General features: G+C 70.2%; 17 protein-coding genes. 6 read left to right on the plus strand and 11 right to left on the minus strand.

Annotated elements, in window-relative coordinates; translation table 11 throughout:
- Positions 1–11: 11 nt before the first annotated feature.
- Both ABD256_RS27525 and ABD256_RS27530 read right to left on the minus strand, forming a co-directional pair.
- On the minus strand, positions 12–446 hold the full coding sequence (locus tag ABD256_RS27525) for a VOC family protein (RefSeq protein WP_344425252.1): 435 nt from the start codon (positions 444–446) through the stop codon (positions 12–14).
- A gap of 41 nt (positions 447–487) precedes the next feature.
- On the minus strand, positions 488–1,948 hold the full coding sequence (locus ABD256_RS27530) for a PucR family transcriptional regulator (RefSeq protein WP_344425005.1): 1,461 nt from the start codon (positions 1,946–1,948) through the stop codon (positions 488–490).
- 178 nt (positions 1,949–2,126) lie between these two features.
- Here ABD256_RS27530 and ABD256_RS27535 point away from each other — a divergent pair, with 178 nt between their 5' ends.
- Positions 2,127–2,840 (plus strand): SDR family NAD(P)-dependent oxidoreductase, encoded by a 714-nt coding sequence (locus ABD256_RS27535; protein ID WP_344425008.1) that lies wholly within the window; start codon positions 2,127–2,129, stop codon positions 2,838–2,840.
- Between the two features lie 10 nt (positions 2,841–2,850).
- Here the strand turns inward: ABD256_RS27535 and ABD256_RS27540 are convergent, their stop codons facing one another.
- From ABD256_RS27540 to ABD256_RS27555, 4 genes are all read right to left on the minus strand, one after another.
- Entirely contained in the window at positions 2,851–3,438 is a 588-nt protein-coding gene (locus tag ABD256_RS27540) for a carboxymuconolactone decarboxylase family protein (RefSeq protein ID WP_344425011.1), read from the minus strand.
- A 68-nt stretch (positions 3,439–3,506) separates the two neighbouring features.
- On the minus strand, positions 3,507–4,526 hold the full coding sequence (locus ABD256_RS27545) for a TolB family protein (protein WP_344425014.1): 1,020 nt from the start codon (positions 4,524–4,526) through the stop codon (positions 3,507–3,509).
- Positions 4,523–5,779: an MFS transporter gene (locus ABD256_RS27550; RefSeq protein ID WP_344425017.1), complete on the minus strand. Its 1,257-nt coding sequence runs from the start codon at positions 5,777–5,779 to the stop codon at positions 4,523–4,525. The genes ABD256_RS27545 and ABD256_RS27550 overlap by 4 nt, the downstream gene beginning before the upstream one ends.
- 113 nt (positions 5,780–5,892) lie before the next feature.
- Positions 5,893–7,479, minus strand: a complete 1,587-nt coding sequence (locus tag ABD256_RS27555; protein WP_425546527.1) for a galactose-binding domain-containing protein — start codon at positions 7,477–7,479, stop codon at positions 5,893–5,895.
- A gap of 194 nt (positions 7,480–7,673) precedes the next feature.
- Here ABD256_RS27555 and ABD256_RS27560 point away from each other — a divergent pair, with 194 nt between their 5' ends.
- On the plus strand, positions 7,674–8,306 hold the full coding sequence (locus tag ABD256_RS27560) for a GNAT family N-acetyltransferase (RefSeq protein WP_344425020.1): 633 nt from the start codon (positions 7,674–7,676) through the stop codon (positions 8,304–8,306).
- A 55-nt stretch (positions 8,307–8,361) separates the two neighbouring features.
- Here ABD256_RS27560 and ABD256_RS27565 read toward each other — a convergent pair whose 3' ends face one another.
- Positions 8,362–8,520 carry a hypothetical protein gene (locus ABD256_RS27565; RefSeq protein ID WP_344425023.1) on the minus strand — a complete coding sequence of 53 codons (159 nt, stop codon included), beginning with the start codon at positions 8,518–8,520 and terminating at the stop codon, positions 8,362–8,364.
- 157 nt (positions 8,521–8,677) lie between these two features.
- Between ABD256_RS27565 and ABD256_RS27570 the strand changes: the two genes are divergently transcribed.
- Positions 8,678–8,860, plus strand: coding sequence for a hypothetical protein (locus tag ABD256_RS27570; RefSeq protein WP_344425026.1), 183 nt, complete (start codon positions 8,678–8,680; stop codon positions 8,858–8,860).
- A 3-nt stretch (positions 8,861–8,863) separates the two neighbouring features.
- On the opposite strand, the gene ABD256_RS27575 is transcribed toward ABD256_RS27570, so the two are convergent.
- Entirely contained in the window at positions 8,864–9,727 is an 864-nt protein-coding gene (locus ABD256_RS27575) for a LysR family transcriptional regulator (RefSeq protein ID WP_344425029.1), read from the minus strand.
- Between the two features lie 111 nt (positions 9,728–9,838).
- Between ABD256_RS27575 and ABD256_RS27580 the strand changes: the two genes are divergently transcribed.
- Complete coding sequence (locus ABD256_RS27580; RefSeq protein ID WP_344425031.1) at positions 9,839–11,422, plus strand: FMN-binding glutamate synthase family protein; 1,584 nt, start codon at positions 9,839–9,841, stop codon at positions 11,420–11,422.
- Here ABD256_RS27580 and ABD256_RS27585 read toward each other — a convergent pair.
- Positions 11,412–12,890, minus strand: coding sequence for an FAD-dependent monooxygenase (locus ABD256_RS27585; protein WP_344425033.1), 1,479 nt, complete (start codon positions 12,888–12,890; stop codon positions 11,412–11,414). The two genes, ABD256_RS27580 and ABD256_RS27585, sit on opposite strands and share 11 nt — an antisense overlap.
- An 80-nt stretch (positions 12,891–12,970) precedes the next feature.
- Positions 12,971–13,435 carry a MarR family winged helix-turn-helix transcriptional regulator gene (locus tag ABD256_RS27590; protein ID WP_344425036.1) on the minus strand — a complete coding sequence of 155 codons (465 nt, stop codon included), beginning with the start codon at positions 13,433–13,435 and terminating at the stop codon, positions 12,971–12,973.
- A gap of 337 nt (positions 13,436–13,772) precedes the next feature.
- Here ABD256_RS27590 and bla (ABD256_RS27595) point away from each other — a divergent pair, with 337 nt between their 5' ends.
- Together bla (ABD256_RS27595) and bla (ABD256_RS27600) are read left to right on the plus strand one after the other, a co-directional pair.
- Positions 13,773–14,630: a class A beta-lactamase gene (gene bla / locus ABD256_RS27595; RefSeq protein WP_344425039.1), complete on the plus strand. Its 858-nt coding sequence runs from the start codon at positions 13,773–13,775 to the stop codon at positions 14,628–14,630.
- A gap of 83 nt (positions 14,631–14,713) precedes the next feature.
- A complete protein-coding gene (gene bla, locus ABD256_RS27600) occupies positions 14,714–15,571 on the plus strand; it encodes a class A beta-lactamase (RefSeq protein WP_425546529.1) in 858 nt (285 codons plus the stop codon).
- Positions 15,572–15,578: 7 nt separating this feature from the next.
- Here bla (ABD256_RS27600) and ABD256_RS27605 read toward each other — a convergent pair whose 3' ends face one another.
- On the minus strand, positions 15,579–16,880 hold the full coding sequence (locus ABD256_RS27605; protein ID WP_344425045.1) for an ABC transporter ATP-binding protein: 1,302 nt from the start codon (positions 16,878–16,880) through the stop codon (positions 15,579–15,581).
- Between the last annotated feature and the right edge of the window lie 3 nt (positions 16,881–16,883).

Consider the following 16,883-nt stretch of genomic DNA (forward strand, 5'->3'; position numbering starts at 1 on the left):
CGGAGGCTGCCTCAGTCGATGCAGAACTCGTGGCCCTCGATGTCCTGCATCGCGATGCAGGACTCGTTGAAACCATCGGCAACCAGCACTTGGACGCATACCGCGCCGAGCGCGACCAGTCGTTCGCACTCGGCCTTGAGCGCGGCGAGGCGCTCTTCGCCCACGAGCCCGGTGCCGACCCGCACGTCGAGGTGCACCCGGTTTTTGACGACCTTCCCTTCGGGAACGCGCTGGAAGAACAGTCGCGGGCCCACGCCCGAGGGATCGACGCAAGCGAACCCCGATCCCTGGCGCTCGGGTGGCAGTGAGCGATCGAACTCGCCCCAGGTGGCAAACCCCTCCGGTGGCGGCGGTACGACGTACCCCAGCACCTCGCACCAGAAACGAGCGACCCGCTCGGGATTCGCGCAGTCGAAGGTGACCTGGAACTGTTTGACCGATGCCATGGGGCAACCATAGTGCCGCGTCCGGTCGAGGCGCACCTCGATTAGCGCGGGCGTGCGTCCCAGGCCAGTGCGGCGAGCAGGAGTTCGGCTCGCACCCGCGCCGAACCGAGATCGCACCCGAGCACGTCGGCCGCCCGGTCCAGCCGGTTGCGCAGGGTGTGCCGGTGCACACCGATCGCGGCCGCCGCGGTTTCCCACTGCCCGTTGGCTTCCAGGAACGCCCGCAGCGAGGTGACCAGGACGGGATCGTGCTCGTGCAGTTTCGAGATCGTGCCTTCGGCGACGGAGTCCAGAACCGCCCTGCTGCCGGGTGCGGCGAGAAGTGCTCCACCGGCCAGCGATCCGAACTCGGTGAGGTGGTCTTCGCCCGCAGCAGCGGCCAACCTCGCCTCCGACAGTGCTTCTCGGAGCGCGGAAAGCGGATGGGGGCCGCTCAACCCGGCGCGCGCAAGAGCGGGCGACAGCGCGGTGACCTGGTCCCCGGTGAACCCGCCTGGCAGCAGAACGACCGCCTCGCCGCCCGATTCCCGCGCGAGCAGGGGAAGATCACGCTCGGTCAGCGCGCCGTCGATTTCGGAGAGAACCGGCTCCGGATCATCCGCGCGAACCACGAGAACGCGGATACCGGTCGCGGGGTCCACCACGTCGGCGAGTTGCGATCGGAGCTGTGGTTCCAAGGCAGGATCGGACAGCAGCAACCCGAGCAGGGTCGCGCCGAGCCGGTTCCGCTCGGCGCGCAGCCGTCGCGGCTTCTCCTTGTCCAGCGCCAGCAACGACGCCGCGTGCCCGAGCAGCACCTGCTCGGCGGGACCGAGCGACTGCTCGCCGACGACCGCGAGCCAGCCGTGCAGGGAACCACCGACCCCGACCGCGTGCACGCTGATGGCCCGCTCCTCGGTCACGACGGCCGAACCGGTCGCCGTGCCGGCCAGCGCCACCACCTCCTCGACATCGGCCGGTGCCGCACGAGAGCAAGTGGCCTCGACTTCCTTGTCCGGCCCGAGGAAAACGGTGGCCGCCCCGGTCGTGGCGGACAGTTCGCGGACGATGCCGCCGGCGCCGTGCCGCAGCGCCGCGCGGGTCATCCGGGGCTGCGCGCGGGAAACCCGGAGCACCTCCTCGTACCGCAGTTCGGCGAGCCGGTCCAGCACCGCCTTGGTGACCGCGGCGAACGGCGTCGGCAACGGGACCTCGAGCACCGGCAGCCCCAGCTCGTCCGCGACCTCCACAATGGACCGGGGAACGGTGTCGTGGGAGAGCCCGACACCGAAGCCCAACGCCGCCACCCCCGCGCTGTCGAGACCGCGCACGTAATCGGCCGCTCGCTCCGGCAGGTGCGCGCCGGTGGTCAGCACCAGTTCCCCGCCGGAGAGCCACGGGACGGGGTCGGCCAGGTCGATGCTGTGCGCGAAGCGCAGCGGGCGATCGAGACCGGCCTCCCCCGCGACCAGTGCCAACCCGAGTTCCGGCTGGTTCAGCAGCCATCGCGAGGACAAGTTCACGTCGCCACCGTAGCTCCCCCACTACGCCACCGCCGCACAACGACTGCCCGCCCAAAGCCGAAGCGTCCCAACCACAACCACCACCGCAGCCCCACGAACGAAAGCCGACCACCATGTCCGGTCCGTGGGGAACCCGCACCGCACCAGCAAAAAGAACAAGATCCACTAAACTACCCCCATGCAACCCGCAACCGCAGTAATCACCGGCGCCGCAACCGGAATCGGCCGAGCCCTAGCCGAAGCCCTCCACACCAGAGGAACCACCCTGGTACTAGCCGACATCGACACCACCAACCTCGACAGGACCGCAAGCCGCCTCGACGCAACCCCGATAAGAACCGACGTAGCCGACCCCCAAGCGATGGAGTCCCTGGCAGCGCAGACACCGCAAGCCCGGCTGATCTGCCTCAACGCCGGAATCGTAGGAACCAACCTCGGCGCACCATGGGAAGTCCCGCCCGACGACTGGGACCGCGTCTTCGCCGTCAACGTCAACGGTATCGTCAACGGCCTGCGCGCATTCGTCCCGAAGCTACTCGCCACAGGCGAACCGGCGCACGTGCTGATCACCGGCTCACTGGCCGGACTGACCGCGTTCCCCGGCGGCGGCGCCTACGGTCCGTCGAAACACGCGGTCGTCGCACTGACCGAGCATGCGGCGATGGCACTGGTGGGCACACCGGTGACGATCAGCATGATCTGCCCCGCGCTAGTCGCCACCGGCATGTCCACCGAAGGGGAAGACCCCGCCGACGTCGCGGAGCAGGCCCTGCGCACCATCGATGACGGTGTGTTCGCCGTGGTCCCCGGGGAATGGCAGGAGACTGTCGTCGCGCAGACCAGGAACCTCGTGACCGGGCAACGGCCAACCCCACCCGCTCCGGCAGACTGACCCGGGGCCGTCACTCCCCGCCGAACACGTCCCCTGCAACGGCCATCGCGTTCAGCGCGGCGGGGAATCCGACGTAGAAGGCGAGGTGCAGCAACGTTTCGACGATCTGCTTCCGCGTACCGCCGATCGCGAGCAACGCGTGCAGATGCGTCTCCAGCCGGGACGAGGCGGATCCCAACGCGACGCAGGCCGCGACCGCGACGGTTTCCCGCTCCACCGGGCTCAACCCGCGCGAACCCGAATCACGAGTCGCCAGCTCCTGCACCACCTCGTCCGCGGGCGAACCCGAAATCTCCCCCGCACACGTGATCGCCTCGGTGACCTGTCGTCGGGTGCACCCGACGTTCAGCGCGGCGTTCGCGTGGAACCGAAGCTGGGATGACGCGTACCCGAGCGCGGTCAACGCGCCGACCGTGACGAGCTGGCGTTCCGGCAGCGAAAGCCCCTCGCGGTGGTAGACCTCGCCGTAGATGAACCCGACGCACCGTTCGCCGAAGCCGGGCTCGCCGATGCTCGCGAACAGGTCGAGCACCGCGGGGCGCTCCAGCCCGCCCAGCTTCTGGATCAGGGCCAGGCCCCGGTCGAACGAATCGGTCATCGCACGCTCCCCAGTCTTCGCGTCCACTCCCCGGCAAGGTACCCCACCCGGGCAGTGTCCACTGACGACTAGGTCATCCCGGCGGCGGGCGACGCACCCCCGGTGACGAACAGGGCGGCGGCACCGGTGCCGTCGGCGGGCACCGACCAGATGTCGCTGCTCCCAGCACGACCGGGAAGCGCGTAGAGCACGGTCTTCCCGTCCAGCCAGGCGGCCTGGTCGTCGACGCTTCGGGTCTCGGCGAGCAGGGTTTCCTTCCCGGTCGCCAGCTCCAGCACGGCCAGCCGCCACGGCGCCGCGGCATCCGCTGCCACCCGTTTCTTGAACGCCACCCTCGTGCCGTCCGGCGAAAGCGACGGGCATTCCACGTTCTCGCGCAGCACTCGCGCGCGATAGGCGCGGAAATCGGCCTCCACCAGGTAGGTCTTCCCCCTGCTCGCCATCGTCAGGTAGAACCGGTCATCGTTCGAGGAGAAGGTGATCCCCCAGTAGTTCACGTCGGCGGCGAAGTACTGCTCCCCGTTGAGCTGCACCGGGATCTCCTCGACCGTCTTGACCAGTTCCCCGGTCTCGGTGTCGAGAATGCCCGCCCTGGTCGAGAATCCGGTCGCCGCGTAGGAGTCACCGGTGACGAAGAGCGTCCACGCCGCCATCCGCCCGGACGGCGAAAGCCTTGCCCTGCTGGGAGAACCCGGCAGGTCGAAGGTCCGGAGCACGTGCAGGTCCCGGTCCAGCACGGTGACGTCGGTGATCGGCGGCAGCACACCGGGGCGCGCGGCGAGGCAGAGCGCCTTCCCGCCGGAGGCCGCGAACCGGTCGCACGACAGGTCTGCCGTGTGCCGTGGTGAGCCGGGCGTGGCAACCGGCACCTGCGCCACCCGGCCGTGATCCGGCCCCGCCGCGGTGTTGCGGAACAGGACCTGCCCCGGCGACGGCACCGACAGCGCCTGCCCGGACACCACCGGGACCACGTTGACATCGCCGTGCCGCGCGGTCTTTTCCCTGGCGTACCAGGTGTAGCCGACCGCGGCCCCGGCCAGCAGGAGCACGGTCACCAGCACGGGCAACCAGCGGGAGCGCCCCTTCACGCGGACACCCCCGCCCGGCGCAACGGCCTCGCGACGGCGGCGGCGAGCACCACCACCGCCAGCACGCCCGCGGTCACGAGCACGGCCGGGTACAGGTCCCACGCCGTCCAGGCTGCCCCGAACAGCACGGAGGAAACCATTCGCGCGGTCGCCTGCCCGGTCTGGACCAGCGCCATCCCGCTCGCGCGAAGGTGCTCCGGCAACGACGGACCCGCGGCCGCCATCAGCACGCCGTCGGTGGCCGCGTAGAACACGCCGTGCAGTGCGAGCGCGATGACCGCGAGCAGCACGCCGTCGAACGGGCCGACCAGTGTGAGTAGCGCGCACACGAGCGCGACGTGCCCGCCGAGGAACACCTTCCACCGCCCGATCCGGTCGGCGAGATGGCCGAGCGGCACCGCGAGCAGCAGGTACACCCCCGCCGTGCCCAGCGGGAGCAGCGAGAAGTACACCTGCGCGAGGTCCGATCGACGCTGCAGCAGCAGGTAGACGAACGAGTCGCTGACCGTGACGAGCCCGAGCAGCGCGGCCCACCAGCAGATGCGCCGGAACGACGCGATCTTCAGCAGGCCGGCGGACTCCGCGAGCGAGGGCTTCGCGCGAACGGCCGCTGCTTTCTTCCGGTCCCGCACGGCCACGAAGAGCACCAGCACCCCGAGCGCGGCGACGCAGAAGCTCGTGAAGAACACCGCGTCGTAGCTGCCGAGGCTCAGCCACAGCACGGTCATCGCCACGAGCGGCCCGAGGAACGCGCCGACCGTGTCGAGCGCGCGGTGCACCCCGAACGACCGGCCGAGGAACTCGGGCTCGCTGCTGAGCGAGATCAACGCGTCGCGGGGTGCGGTCCGCAGCCCTTTCCCGGTCCGGTCGGCGGCGAGCACCGCACCGATCGCCCCGACCGAGGAACCCGCGGCCAGCAGGCCGAGCTTGCAGACCGCCGAGAGGCCGTAGCCGAACCCCGCGACCGCCTTGAACCGGCCGAACCGGTCGGCGACGTGCCCGCCTGCGAGCCGCACGAGCGCGGTCACGCCGGAGTACAGCCCGTCGAGCACGCCGAACTGCAGCGGGCTCAGCCCGAGCCCGAGCACGAGGTAGACCGGCAGCACCGCGGTCACCATCTCCGACGAGATGTCGGTGACCATGCTGACCATGCCCAGTGCGAGCACGTTGCCGCTCACCCTGCGGCGCGCGGCGCTCCTTGCTTCGGGTATTCCTGCCGCCGAATCCGCGCTGCGGCTGGTCGCGATGTACATCCCTGCTCCCCTGGCCACGTCGTGACGGCCGCCGACTGGACGCGGTGGCCGGTGGATGAGTCCTGAGTGGACTCCTGGTCACCCGAGGATGACCAGGAGTCCCGTCGAGGCCGTCAGTGACAGGTGTAAGCCGGGCTGCTGTCCAAAGTGGACCCGTCGGTGCCGAGCAGCTTCGTGGCGAAGCCGGTGTCGGTCAGGTCCAGCCGGAGCACGCCGAACGCCGAGAGCAGTTTCTCGGTCGACGGGTGCTCGGCGTGCACCGGGTACAGGTCCATACCGCCGGTGCCGCCGATGATCTGCACCGGGCCGTTCGGGTCCTTGCGGCCGTCCACGTTCTGCGGCGCGAACCGCTCGTAGTGGTGGTCGTGCCCGTTGAGCACCAGGTCCACCTTGCCCTTGACCAAAGTGGACCAGATGTCGGCGACGGTCCTGTTGTCGCCGTGGTCACCGGAACTGAACCGCGGGTGGTGGTAGTAGGCGGCCACGCAGCCCTTCTTGTTGGCAGCCAGGTCCTGCTTGAGCCAGTCGAGCTGTTCGGACTTGCCCGCGGTGAACTCCTTGTCGAACTGGGTGGAGTCCAGCGCGACGAAGTGCCAGTTGCCGAGTTCCCAGCTGTAGTAGGTCTTCCCCTGCGGCGTGGCGATCTTGCCGAAGTACTTCTTGTACGCGCCGAGCGGGGTGTGGTCGTAGGTTTCGTGGTTGCCGGGGACGGGGTGCATGATGTCCTTGAACCTGCCCCACGTCTTGTCGAAGTACTTCTGGAAGTCCTCGATGTGGGCGTCGTCGTACTGGTTGTCGCCCATCGTGATCACCGCGTTCGGGTTCATCGCGCCCACCTGCGCCGCCGTCTTGGGGTGCACGCACTTCGAGTCGCTCGCGGTGCACTGCGCGGCGATGTCGCCGGCCGCGGCGAGCACGTAGGTGCCCGCCTTCCCCTGCGGGGTGGTCACTTTCAGCTCGCCGGCCGACGAGGACGTGTTCCCGGCCGCGTCGCGCGCCCTGACCGTGTACCGGTACGCGGTACCGGGGGTGAGACCGGTGTCGGTGTAGGCGGGCGTGGTGGTCGTGGCGATCACCTTCCCGTCGCGGAGCACGTCGTACCCGGTGACGCCGACGTCGTCGGTGGCCTCCGCCCAGCTCAGTCCGGCCGTCGTCGCGGTGATCGCGCCCGCCTGCGACGACACGGACCCGGTGCCCGCGGTGGGAGCCGTACCGTCGCCGGTGGAGTCCGGGATGCCGTAGACCGCCAGCTCGCCCAGCGGATGCCCGGTGCCGGGAGCCAGGTCGACGACCCGCACGAACCGGCCGTGCGCGGACAGGCCGGTGAGGTCGTCGACACCCCCGTCGCCATCGGTCACCAGGCTCGCCTGCCGCCATTGGCTGCCGTCGTCGGACACTTCGACGCGGTACGCGGCGGCCGGACCGGCGCCCCAGGTCAACCGCACCCGGTGCACGGCGGCGCGCTGGCCGAGGTCCATCCTGATCCACTGTGGATCGGGCCGGTCCGCGCTCCTCCAGCTCGTCGCGGCGTTGCCGTCCACGGCGTTGCCGGCGCCGGACGAGGCGTCCCGCATGGTCGAGGAAACGACCTGTCTTCCTTGGGAGAGCAGAATATCGGCGGCCTGCGCGCTGGCCGTGAGCAACGGGGTGAGCACCAGTACGGCCGCCGCGGTGGACACGGTGGCAAGGCGTGCGTTCACGTCATACTCCTCGAATACCATGGCGGCGGTGTGAGGAAGTCGTGCCGTCTTCAATTGTTAAGAAACCTTCTTAACAAGAATTCGGGTACTTGGTCAAGACCTGCCGCCCGTACGGACGCATCGGGCACCGCTGCCGAAACCGGACGAACGCGGCTACCCTGGCGGGGAGCAGGACACGGCACCCGGGGGATGACATGGCAGAGATCCGCGCGTTCGCGGAGGCGGACCGCACCGAATTGCGGGCGCTGTTCGGCTACGCGGGGGATGGCTCCCCGACTGCTTCGCTGTGGGGGCACGAGGAGTCCGAAGCGGCGATCTACCTCCACCCCTATCTCGACCTCGACGCGGGTGCGGCGTTCGTCGCGGTGGCCGACGGCGCGCTGGTCGGCTACCTGGTGGGCTGCGCGGACGGCTCGGTGTTCCCCAGCGAGAGGGCCCGGATCAACGACGCCATCAGGAAGTACCGCCTGTCCTTCCGCCGGCAGCCTGCCGCGTTCTTCGCGCGCAGCCTCCTTGACCTGGCGTGGGCGGCGTTACGGCGCCTGCCCGTGGCGGGCGAACTCGACGACCCGCGGTGGCCGGCGCACCTGCACATCAACGTGGCACCGGCGGCACGCGGTACCGGTGCCGCCGAGGGGCTCGTGCGGCGCTGGCTCGCCGTGCTCGGCGAAACCGGCTGCCACCTGCAGACCCTGCGCGAGAACACCCGTGCCGTGCGCTTCTTCGAACGCATGGGCTTCGTCCAGCACGGCCCGGACCCGCTGGTGCCCGGCATCCGGTACCACGGCGCGCGGGTCCACCAGCACACCATGGTCCGAACCCCGTGACCGCGGCGGCGAGGTGCGTCCACATCGGACACAACCAGCGCCGCGGCCGGTCAGCTCACGGCGTGACCGGGATGTTGGTCAGGCCCGACTTCGCACCGGTGACGGTGTTGGAGGCATGCACGACGTCCGGCTTCGCCTTGCACTTGGACACCGAGCTGATCTTGATCGCGTACTCCCCGGCGCCACCGAGATCGGACTTGTCGCCGCGCCACACGTTGCCGCAGCCGTTGTCCGCGAAGGTGCCCGGCGCAGCATCAGGTCATCCCGATGATTCAGCTCTCTGAGGGCTGAATCCCAGCTCTTTCTTGTGTTGGACGCGCCAATCGGAGCAGCGAATACTGGGCGGGAGAGGCCAACGCGACGGGAGAGCCGTGGACACCGCAGAAACACCGGACACGGCGCGCCTCCTGCGCACGTTCGGCATCCGCTTCCTGGTGCTCGGTCTCGTGCTCGTCCTCGCAGGCGAGACGCTGACCGCGCTCGCCGTGCTCGTCGGCGGCGCGGGTCTGCTCATCGCGTCGGCACGGCCCGCCAAGGACACCGGCGAGCGGTGAGCGTCAGCGGGTCAGGTGCGCGAGCAGGGCGCGCGCGGCGGGATTCACCGGCTCCGCCAGCCGCCCGGCAAGGTGGATCGCCCTGCTCAAAGCGGGCCGCTCGATCGTGGCGAACGGCAGCCCGGAGCGCTCGGCGACCCGCAGCGGCACGATGGTGACCCCGAGGCCCGCCGCCACCAGCTCGACGAGCAGCGGAACGTGAGTCGCCTCGCAGACGCGGTGGTACCGGATCCCGGCGTCGGCGAAGCGGCGGCTGATCATCATCTGCAGCACGCTGCCGGTGAAGCCGGCGAACGGTTCGCCGTCGAGTTCCGCGAGCCGGACGCGGCGCCGGTGCGCGAGCCGGTGCCCGGGAAAGCTCAGCAGGACCAGGCGCTGGCTCCACCGCGCGAAACTGACGAGATCCTCCCGCAACGGCCCGTCGGCGGCGAGGTAGGCCAGGTCCAGCTCGCCGTCCACGACCGCGGTCGCCAGCTCCGGCACCGTGCCGTCGCGGACGTGGATCCGCACGCCGGGATGACGTGTCCGGAACACGCCCAGCTCGCGCGGCAGATCGACGACCGTCAGCGCCTGGATGGTGCCGATGGACACCGTGCCGCGGGCCAGTCCCGCCACCGCCGCCACCTCGCCTCGGGCCGCCTCGACGTCGGCGACCACGCGGTTCGCCACCGGCAGCAGTGCCCTGCCCGCCTCCGTCAGCATCACCCTGCGGGTGGTCCGCTCGAACAGCGGCGCGCCCAGTTCGGACTCGAGCTTGCGGACCGAAGCGCTCAGCGCCGACTGGACGACGTGCGCCTCGCGCGCGGCACCGGTGAAGCTGCCGGTGCGCACGACGGCGAGGAAGTGCTCGAACTGCCGCAGCTCCATTCAGCGATGCTATCGCTCGATGCCCGAGTGCACAGCCGTCGCGGCGCTCAGTCCCGCGAAGTCGGGGTGTACGCGCTGAAACCAGCACGACGGTCGGCTACCGTCGGACGGGTGACGCGCGTGGTGGTCGTTTCGAGCCTGTGCCTGCTGGCGGTCGTGCTGACCGCGGCCGTTTTCGCGATATCCCCGTGGTGGCTGCTCGCGGCCGTCCCGTTGCTCGCCGCAGGCGGTCTCGGGTGTTTCGACCTGCTGCAAAGAAGGCATTCAGTGCTGCGGAACTACCCCGTTCTGGGACATTTCCGCTATCTGCTCGAAGCCGTCCGGCCCGAGCTCCAGCAGTACTTCATCGAACGCAACACCGATGGCCGCCCCTACGACCGCGACGTGCGCAGCATCGTCTACGAGCGGGCGAAGGGCACCGAGGACGAATCGCCGTTCGGCACCGAACGGGACGTCTACGAAGACGGCTACGAAACCTTCGTGCATTCGCTCGCCCCGGTTCCGGCACCGGACGATCCGCCCAGAGTGCGTGTGGGCGGACCAGGCTGCGCGAAACCGTACGAAATGGCCTTGCTCAACGTGTCCGCGATGAGCTTCGGCTCGCTTTCGTCGAACGCGATACTGGCGCTCAACGGCGGCGCGGCCAAGGGCGGTTTCGCGCACGACACCGGCGAGGGCGGGTTGTCCGAGTACCACCTGCGCCACGGCGGCGACCTGGTGTGGGAACTCGGCACCGGCTACTTCGGGTGCCGCACCGCCGACGGCGGCTTCGACGGGGGCGAATTCGCCGAGAAGTCCGCGATCGACGCCGTGAAATGCGTGTCGCTCAAGCTTTCCCAGGGCGCGAAGCCGGGGATCGGCGGGGTGCTGCCCGGCAGCAAGGTCAACGCCGAGATCGCCAGGGTTCGCGAGGTCCCGCAGGGGGAGACGGTGATCTCGCCGCCGTACCACCGGGTGTTCTCCACCCCACGCGAGCTGGTGCGGTTCGTGGCGCGGATGCGCGAGCTGTCCGGCGGCAAGCCAACCGGGTTCAAGCTGTGCGTCGGTTCGCGGCGGCAGTTCCTCGCGGTGTGCAAGGCGATGGTGGCCGAGGACGTCACCCCGGACTTCATCCTCGTGGACGGGTCCGAGGGCGGGACCGGTGCCGCACCGCTCGAGTTCTCCGACCACATCGGCGCCCCGCTGACGGACGGGCTGATGACCGTCCACAACGCACTGGTCGGCACGGGCCTTCGCGACCGGATCAGGATCGGCGCGGCGGGGAAGGTCGCCACTGGCGCCGATATCGTGAAGCGGCTCATCCAGGGCGCGGACTACACCAACGCGGCGAGGGCGATGATGTTCGCGGTCGGCTGCATCCAGTCCCAGCGCTGCCACACCAACCACTGCCCGGTCGGCGTCGCGACGCAGGACGCCCGGCGCGCGCGGGCGCTCGACGTCGGGGACAAGACCGAACGCGTGTACCGCTTCCAGCGCGCGACGGTGCGCTCGGCGCAGCAGATCATGGCGTCGATGGGCGTGCACCGTCCCGAAGACCTGCGCCCGCACCAGCTCCGGCGCAGGCTCGATCCCATCACCGTGCGCTCCTACGACGAGCTGTACGAGTGGCTCGCACCCGGACAGCTCCTCGCGGAGGCGCCGGAAACCTGGGCTCAGGACTGGGCGGGCGCCGATCCCGACCGCTTCACCGTCTGATCGCGTACTCCGGCCACGAAACCGGATCCGCGAGTCCTCCGCGCGCCGAGACGTAGCCGTCGGGCCGGATGAGCAGCCAGCCACCGTCCTCCGCGCCGAGGTCTTCGGACAGTTCCGCGTCGTCGAGCGCCAGCACCGCCATTCCGTCCGGCACGGCGTCCGCGCACCGGAAACCGCCGAGCGCCAGCAGCGTCCACTGTGGATTTCTGAGCTGGTCGAGCAGCGCGCGCCAGCCGTCACCCCTGGCGCGGTCCGCGGTGACGGCGGTGACCCGCTCCCCCGGCCGGGGCGTCGCAGGGACCGCGGCGGGCACGGTCAGCGGGCTGTCGGGGTAGCTGATGGACAGGGCCTGGACACTGCCGAGTACCTCGTGCGCGGTCGTCTGCGGGCGGTGCTCGTCCTCGGTGCCGAGCACGTAGCTCGTGATCATCGCGGTGGACTCCAGCAGCTTCTTCCCGTTCGGCACCCGTTCGGCCGCGTAGCTGTCCAGCAGTTCGCCGCCAGCCAGCCCCTCGACGACGGCGGCGAGCTTCCAGCCGAGGTTGAACGCGTCCTGCAGGCCGGTGTTCATGCCCTGGCCGCCTGCCGGGCTGTGCACGTGCGCGGCGTCGCCCGCGACGAAACAACGCCCGCGGCGCATCTCGGGAACCGCGCGCTGCTGGATGGTGAACACGGACACCCAGTCCGGGATTCCGACCCGCACCGGAAGACCGGTGGCGGCGGTGACCCGGCGCTGGAATCGCTCCGCCACCTTCGACGGCTCGTTGTCCAGCAGTGCGTCCGCGGTGTCGAGGAGCCGCCACCTTCCCTTGTCCTGCATCGGGAACAGCATCACCGCGCCGCCGTCGGCGAAGAACCAGTGCACCGCGTGCGGATCGAGGTCGATCTCCACTTCGGCGTCGGCCACGAGCCAGGTGTAGGTGGATTCGCCTTCGAGCGGGATGCCCAGCTGCTTGCGCACGGTGCTGTGCGCACCATCGCAGCCGACCAGCCACGGCGTCTCCACCACCGACGCGGCCCCGTCGTGCCCGAGGAGCACCGCCCGCACGCCGTTCTCGTCCTGGGACAGCGAATCGAGCCGGGTGCCCCATTCGACCGTGCCGCCGAGCCGTTCGACGCGCCGCCTGAGCACCTCTTCGGTCCGCGTCTGGTCGACCAGCAGCCCGTACTCGTACCGGGTCGGCACGTCGCTGTACCCGAAGTCGAACCGCTGCTCCGGCACGCCTTCGCGGTGCCGGACGAGCGCGGTGACGCGCTGCCCCAGCGCGAGTATCTCGTCCACGATCCCCAACTGCTCGTAGATCTCCAGCGTGCGGGCTTGCGTGCCGAGCGCGCGGCTGCGCCGCACGGGACCCCCGGCGGCTTCGACCACCCGGACCCGCACCCCTCTGCGCAGCAGTTCCCCCGCCGCCATCAGTCCGACCGGGCCCGCGCCCACGACCAGGACATCCACTGGATCCGCTGACATTTCGACCACCTCTCCTGTTATTGTCAGGTCACCTGACAATAACAAGAGGGGTACCCGCTCCGTCAAGGAAGGTCCCCCGATCAGACCGCCGGGTGCGGCGGACCCCAATCGGCGTCCAGGGCCGCCCGCAGTTGCTCGACCACGCTGTCGCCGAGGCGGTCGGCCAGCCACTCCTCCGCCTCGGCCAGGCTCCGCCGCGCGACCCGCAACCGCTCCAGTCCCGCTTCCGTCGGCAGGACCAGCTTGCTGCGAGTCGAAGACGGATCCGGCTCGATGCGCAGCACGCCCGCCTTCACCAGCTCACGGACGGCCTGGTGCGCCGACTGGCGCGCGATACCGGAGCGGCGCGCCAGCTCGGAGATCGTGACGCCACCGGGATCGAGCTTGGTGAAGATGTCCATCTGCGTGATGCTCAGCGGCGGCATCCCCTTCGCCGCGAGGTCGGCGATCGTCGCGTCGGCGAACCAGCGGAACGCCTGCCTGAGCAGCGGCCCCAGCAGGGGCTTGCCGTGATGGGTCATCGTCGTGCCGCTTCGTTCGGACATACCGCCCATGGTAATCGTCAGGTGGCCTGACTGGACATCGACGGGACGCACTCGGTCGGACGTGGACTGTCCACAGCGGACAGCGGTGTGCCGACCGGCGGCTTTTCCGCGGATCTCGCGGCCTGCCGAGGACGGTGACCTGGTGTCATATCGAAGATCAATGGCTTCCTCGTGCCCGCTGTATTGGACAGGGGTCGCGGCGGCCTGCTTGGTTTGAAGTCGTTCAGACCACCTCTCCCGTTCGGAGTAGAAGATGCGCACTCGCTTGCCCGGTTCTCCGTCACCGCTCCGGCGGCAGCCCGTGAGACGCGGCCGCTGGCGGCTCTGGCTCACGGTCATGACGGCGTTTTCGGCACTGGTGACCGGGACCGGGTCGGCCGTGGCCTGCCCGCCGGCCTCGGACCTCGCCAGGCAGTTGCGCGAGCTGGAAACCTCGTCGCAGCGGCACATCGGCGCCTTCGCGCTCGACACGGCGACGGGCAGGACGGTCGGCTATCGCGCGAACGAGTTGTTCCCGTCGCTGTCGACGTTCAAGGCGGCCGAGGCGGGCGCCATCCTGGAGCGGGCACGGCGGGTGGACCCCGGGCTGCTCGAGCGGCGGATCCACTGGACGCCCGACCGCGAGGTACCCCTGGACGGCTCGCCGGTCAACGGGCACGGCGCCGCCGGGATGACCGTGTCCGAACTGGCCACGGCGGCGGTGCAGGTCAGCGACAACACCGCGGCCAACCTCCTCCTCGACCAGATCGGCGGCCCGGCAGGCATGACCCGCTACTACCGGTCGCTCGGCGACCCGGTCTCCCGGCTGGACCGCACCGAGCCCACGCTCAACGACTGGGCGCCGGGGCAGCGGCACGACACGACCACCCCCTCGGCGATGGGGCGCGATCTCCAGGCGATTTCGCTCGGCCGCGCCTTGACGCCGCCCGATCGCGAGGTGCTGAACGGCTGGCTCCGCGGGACCAAGACCGGGGCAGAGCGCATCCGCGCCGGCCTCCCTCCGGAGTGGACGGTCGGCGACAAGACCGGCTCGATGAGCGCGTTCGGCGGCGCCAATGACATCGCGGTCGCCTGGCCGCCGGGACACGCGCCGCTGGTCTTCGTGGTCTACACCTACGGTGCCACCGGCGCGGCCATCGACAACAAGACCATCGCGGCCACCGCGACCCTCCTCGCCACCGAACTGGCCAAGTGAGTTCGAACGTGCGGGACGACGGCCGGGTGCTCGCGCCCGGCCGTCGTCCGGTCGGGCGCCGCACCTTGCTGACCGGCGCGCTGATGCTCATCCCTGCCGCGTGCGCTCCTCGCGAGACCCCGGCACCCGCTCCGCCCCCTTCCCCCGCCGTCGACGAGCGGGCCGTCCACGAACGCTTGTCCTCTTTGGAGCGGAAATACGCGGCGCGCCTCGGCGTCCACGCCATCGACACCGGCTCCGGCGCCTCAATCAGCTTCCGGGCGGACGAACGCTTCGCGTTGTGCTCGACGTTCAAGACGATCGCCGCCGCGGCGGTGCTGCGACGGCGCCCACCATCCTATTTGGACACGAACGTCAGGTACACGAGGGCGGAGGTCAACTCGATCTCACCCATTGCGCAGCAGCACATCGGGACCGGGATGACGATCAGGCAGCTCTGCGACGCCGCCATCCGGTACAGCGACGGCACCGCGGGCAACCTGCTGATGCGCGACGTCGGCGGGCCAGCCGGGCTCACCGCCTACTTCCGCGGCCTCGGCGACACCGCGAGCAGGATCGACCAGTACGAACCCGATCTCAACCGGACGCCGCCCGGCGACCCGCGTGACACGACCACCGCCCGCGCGATCGCCGCCAGCTACCGGCGCATCGTGCTCGGCGACGCGTTGCCGCCGGATGCGCGAGCGCTGGTCGAGGACTGGCTGCGGCGCAGCACGACCGGCGCGAACACCATCAGGGCAGGACTGCCCGGAACCTGGTCCGTGGCGAACAAGACCGGGCACGGCGACTACGGTCGGGCCGACGACATCGCCGTCGCCTGGCCACCGCACCGCGAACCGCTGGTCATCGCGATCCTGTCCGATCGCGACGGCTACGACGCCGAACCCCGGTACCCGATGATCGCGGAGGCCGCGAACTGCATCGCGTCCACACTGGACTGACCAACCGCTAGGCCGAGACGGGTTCAGGTGGCGCTTCGAGCCTGAGGTGACCGCTGTCGGTGTCGTAGTCGAACAGCTCCGCGTACCTGCCCCAGTCGATCGCGATGTCGAGCTGCTGCCGCGCGTCGTCGTGGGAGAAGCCGCGCCGCAGCAGGTCGAGGAAGAACCCGGAGCGGAGGCTGCCGCCCGCGCTGCTGCCCAGCGCGGTCAGGATGGTGCGGACCAGCGGCGCGCGCCGTCGTGCCTGCCCGGCGAAGATCTCCTTGCTGCGCTGGATGTCCGCCGTGGTGAAGGCCTCGCCCATCGGGGTCAGGTGCAGATCGGCGCCCGCCACGAAGAGCAGGTCGAGCAGCGAGGCGGCGTCGACGAGCGGCAGCAGGTCATCGATCTCGAAGCTGAGTTCGGCCGCGACCGCGGGCAGCCCGGCCCGCCCGCCCTTGGCGTGCACGATCTCGACCAGCCCGGCGAGCCCGTCGACCGAGGCCGCGGGCAACGGACGAGCCGTCGGCGTCGCGGCTTCCGGCTCGGCGCGTTCCGGTTCGCGCCCGGTGAGCAGGCCGTAGAGCAGGTCGACGAGCCCGGTGAACGCGGGTGCGCGACGGTCGCGCGGGCGTGGGAGGTCGACGTGGATCTCGGCGCGGACGTGCCCGGGGTTCGCTCCCAGCACGAGCACCCGGTCCGCGAGCTGGACTGCCTCCTCGATGTTGTGCGTGACCAGGCAGATCGCCTTCGTCGGGAACTCCTCGCCCGCCCACAGCCGCATCAGCTCACCGCGCAGGTTCTCCGCGGTCAGCACGTCGAGCGCGGAGAACGGCTCGTCCATCAGCAGCAGGTCGGGTTCGAGCACGAGCGCGCGGGCGAACCCGACGCGCTGGCGCATCCCGCCGGAAAGTTCCTTCGGGTACGCGGATTCGAAGCCGTCGAGTCCGATCAGGTCGATGGCCGCGAGCGCGCGCTCGCGGCGTTCGGCCGGCGGAAGCCCGCGTGCCGCGAGGCCCAGTTCGACGTTGTCCTGCACGGTCAGCCACGGCATCAGTGCGAAGGACTGGAACACCATGGCGGTGCCGGGGTTGGCGCCGGTCAGCTCCTCGCCGCGGTAGCGGACCGCGCCGGAGGTGGGCGCGACGAGCCCGGCGATCGTGCGCAGCAGGGTCGACTTGCCGGAACCGGACCTGCCGAGCAGCGCGACGATCTCACCCGCTCTCAGGTCGAGCTCGATCTCGTCGAGGACGCGCAGTTCGCCGCCCGTGGTGCCGGTGAAGCTCTTGGACACCGAGTCGACGCTGACGAGAACTTCTGCGGTGGTCATGTT

The sequence above is a fragment of the Amycolatopsis minnesotensis genome (assembly GCF_039529815.1).
Lineage (GTDB): Bacteria > Actinomycetota > Actinomycetes > Mycobacteriales > Pseudonocardiaceae > Amycolatopsis > Amycolatopsis minnesotensis.

What these genes read in the sequence shown, in the direction of transcription:
- bla (WP_425546529.1), top strand. Translation starts at nt 14,714, where the DNA reads ATGCTCATCCCTGCCGCGTGCGCTCCTCGCGAGACCCCGGCACCCGCT.
- ABD256_RS27535 (WP_344425008.1), top strand. Translation starts at nt 2,127, where the DNA reads ATGCAACCCGCAACCGCAGTAATCACCGGCGCCGCAACCGGAATCGGC.
- ABD256_RS27525 (WP_344425252.1), bottom strand. Translation starts at nt 446, where the DNA reads ATGGCATCGGTCAAACAGTTCCAGGTCACCTTCGACTGCGCGAATCCC.
- ABD256_RS27605 (WP_344425045.1), bottom strand. Translation starts at nt 16,880, where the DNA reads ATGACCACCGCAGAAGTTCTCGTCAGCGTCGACTCGGTGTCCAAGAGC.
- ABD256_RS27550 (WP_344425017.1), bottom strand. Translation starts at nt 5,779, where the DNA reads ATGTACATCGCGACCAGCCGCAGCGCGGATTCGGCGGCAGGAATACCC.
- ABD256_RS27585 (WP_344425033.1), bottom strand. Translation starts at nt 12,890, where the DNA reads ATGTCAGCGGATCCAGTGGATGTCCTGGTCGTGGGCGCGGGCCCGGTC.
- ABD256_RS27590 (WP_344425036.1), bottom strand. Translation starts at nt 13,435, where the DNA reads ATGTCCGAACGAAGCGGCACGACGATGACCCATCACGGCAAGCCCCTG.
- ABD256_RS27575 (WP_344425029.1), bottom strand. Translation starts at nt 9,727, where the DNA reads ATGGAGCTGCGGCAGTTCGAGCACTTCCTCGCCGTCGTGCGCACCGGC.
- bla (WP_344425039.1), top strand. Translation starts at nt 13,773, where the DNA reads ATGACGGCGTTTTCGGCACTGGTGACCGGGACCGGGTCGGCCGTGGCC.
- ABD256_RS27560 (WP_344425020.1), top strand. Translation starts at nt 7,674, where the DNA reads ATGGCAGAGATCCGCGCGTTCGCGGAGGCGGACCGCACCGAATTGCGG.
- ABD256_RS27540 (WP_344425011.1), bottom strand. Translation starts at nt 3,438, where the DNA reads ATGACCGATTCGTTCGACCGGGGCCTGGCCCTGATCCAGAAGCTGGGC.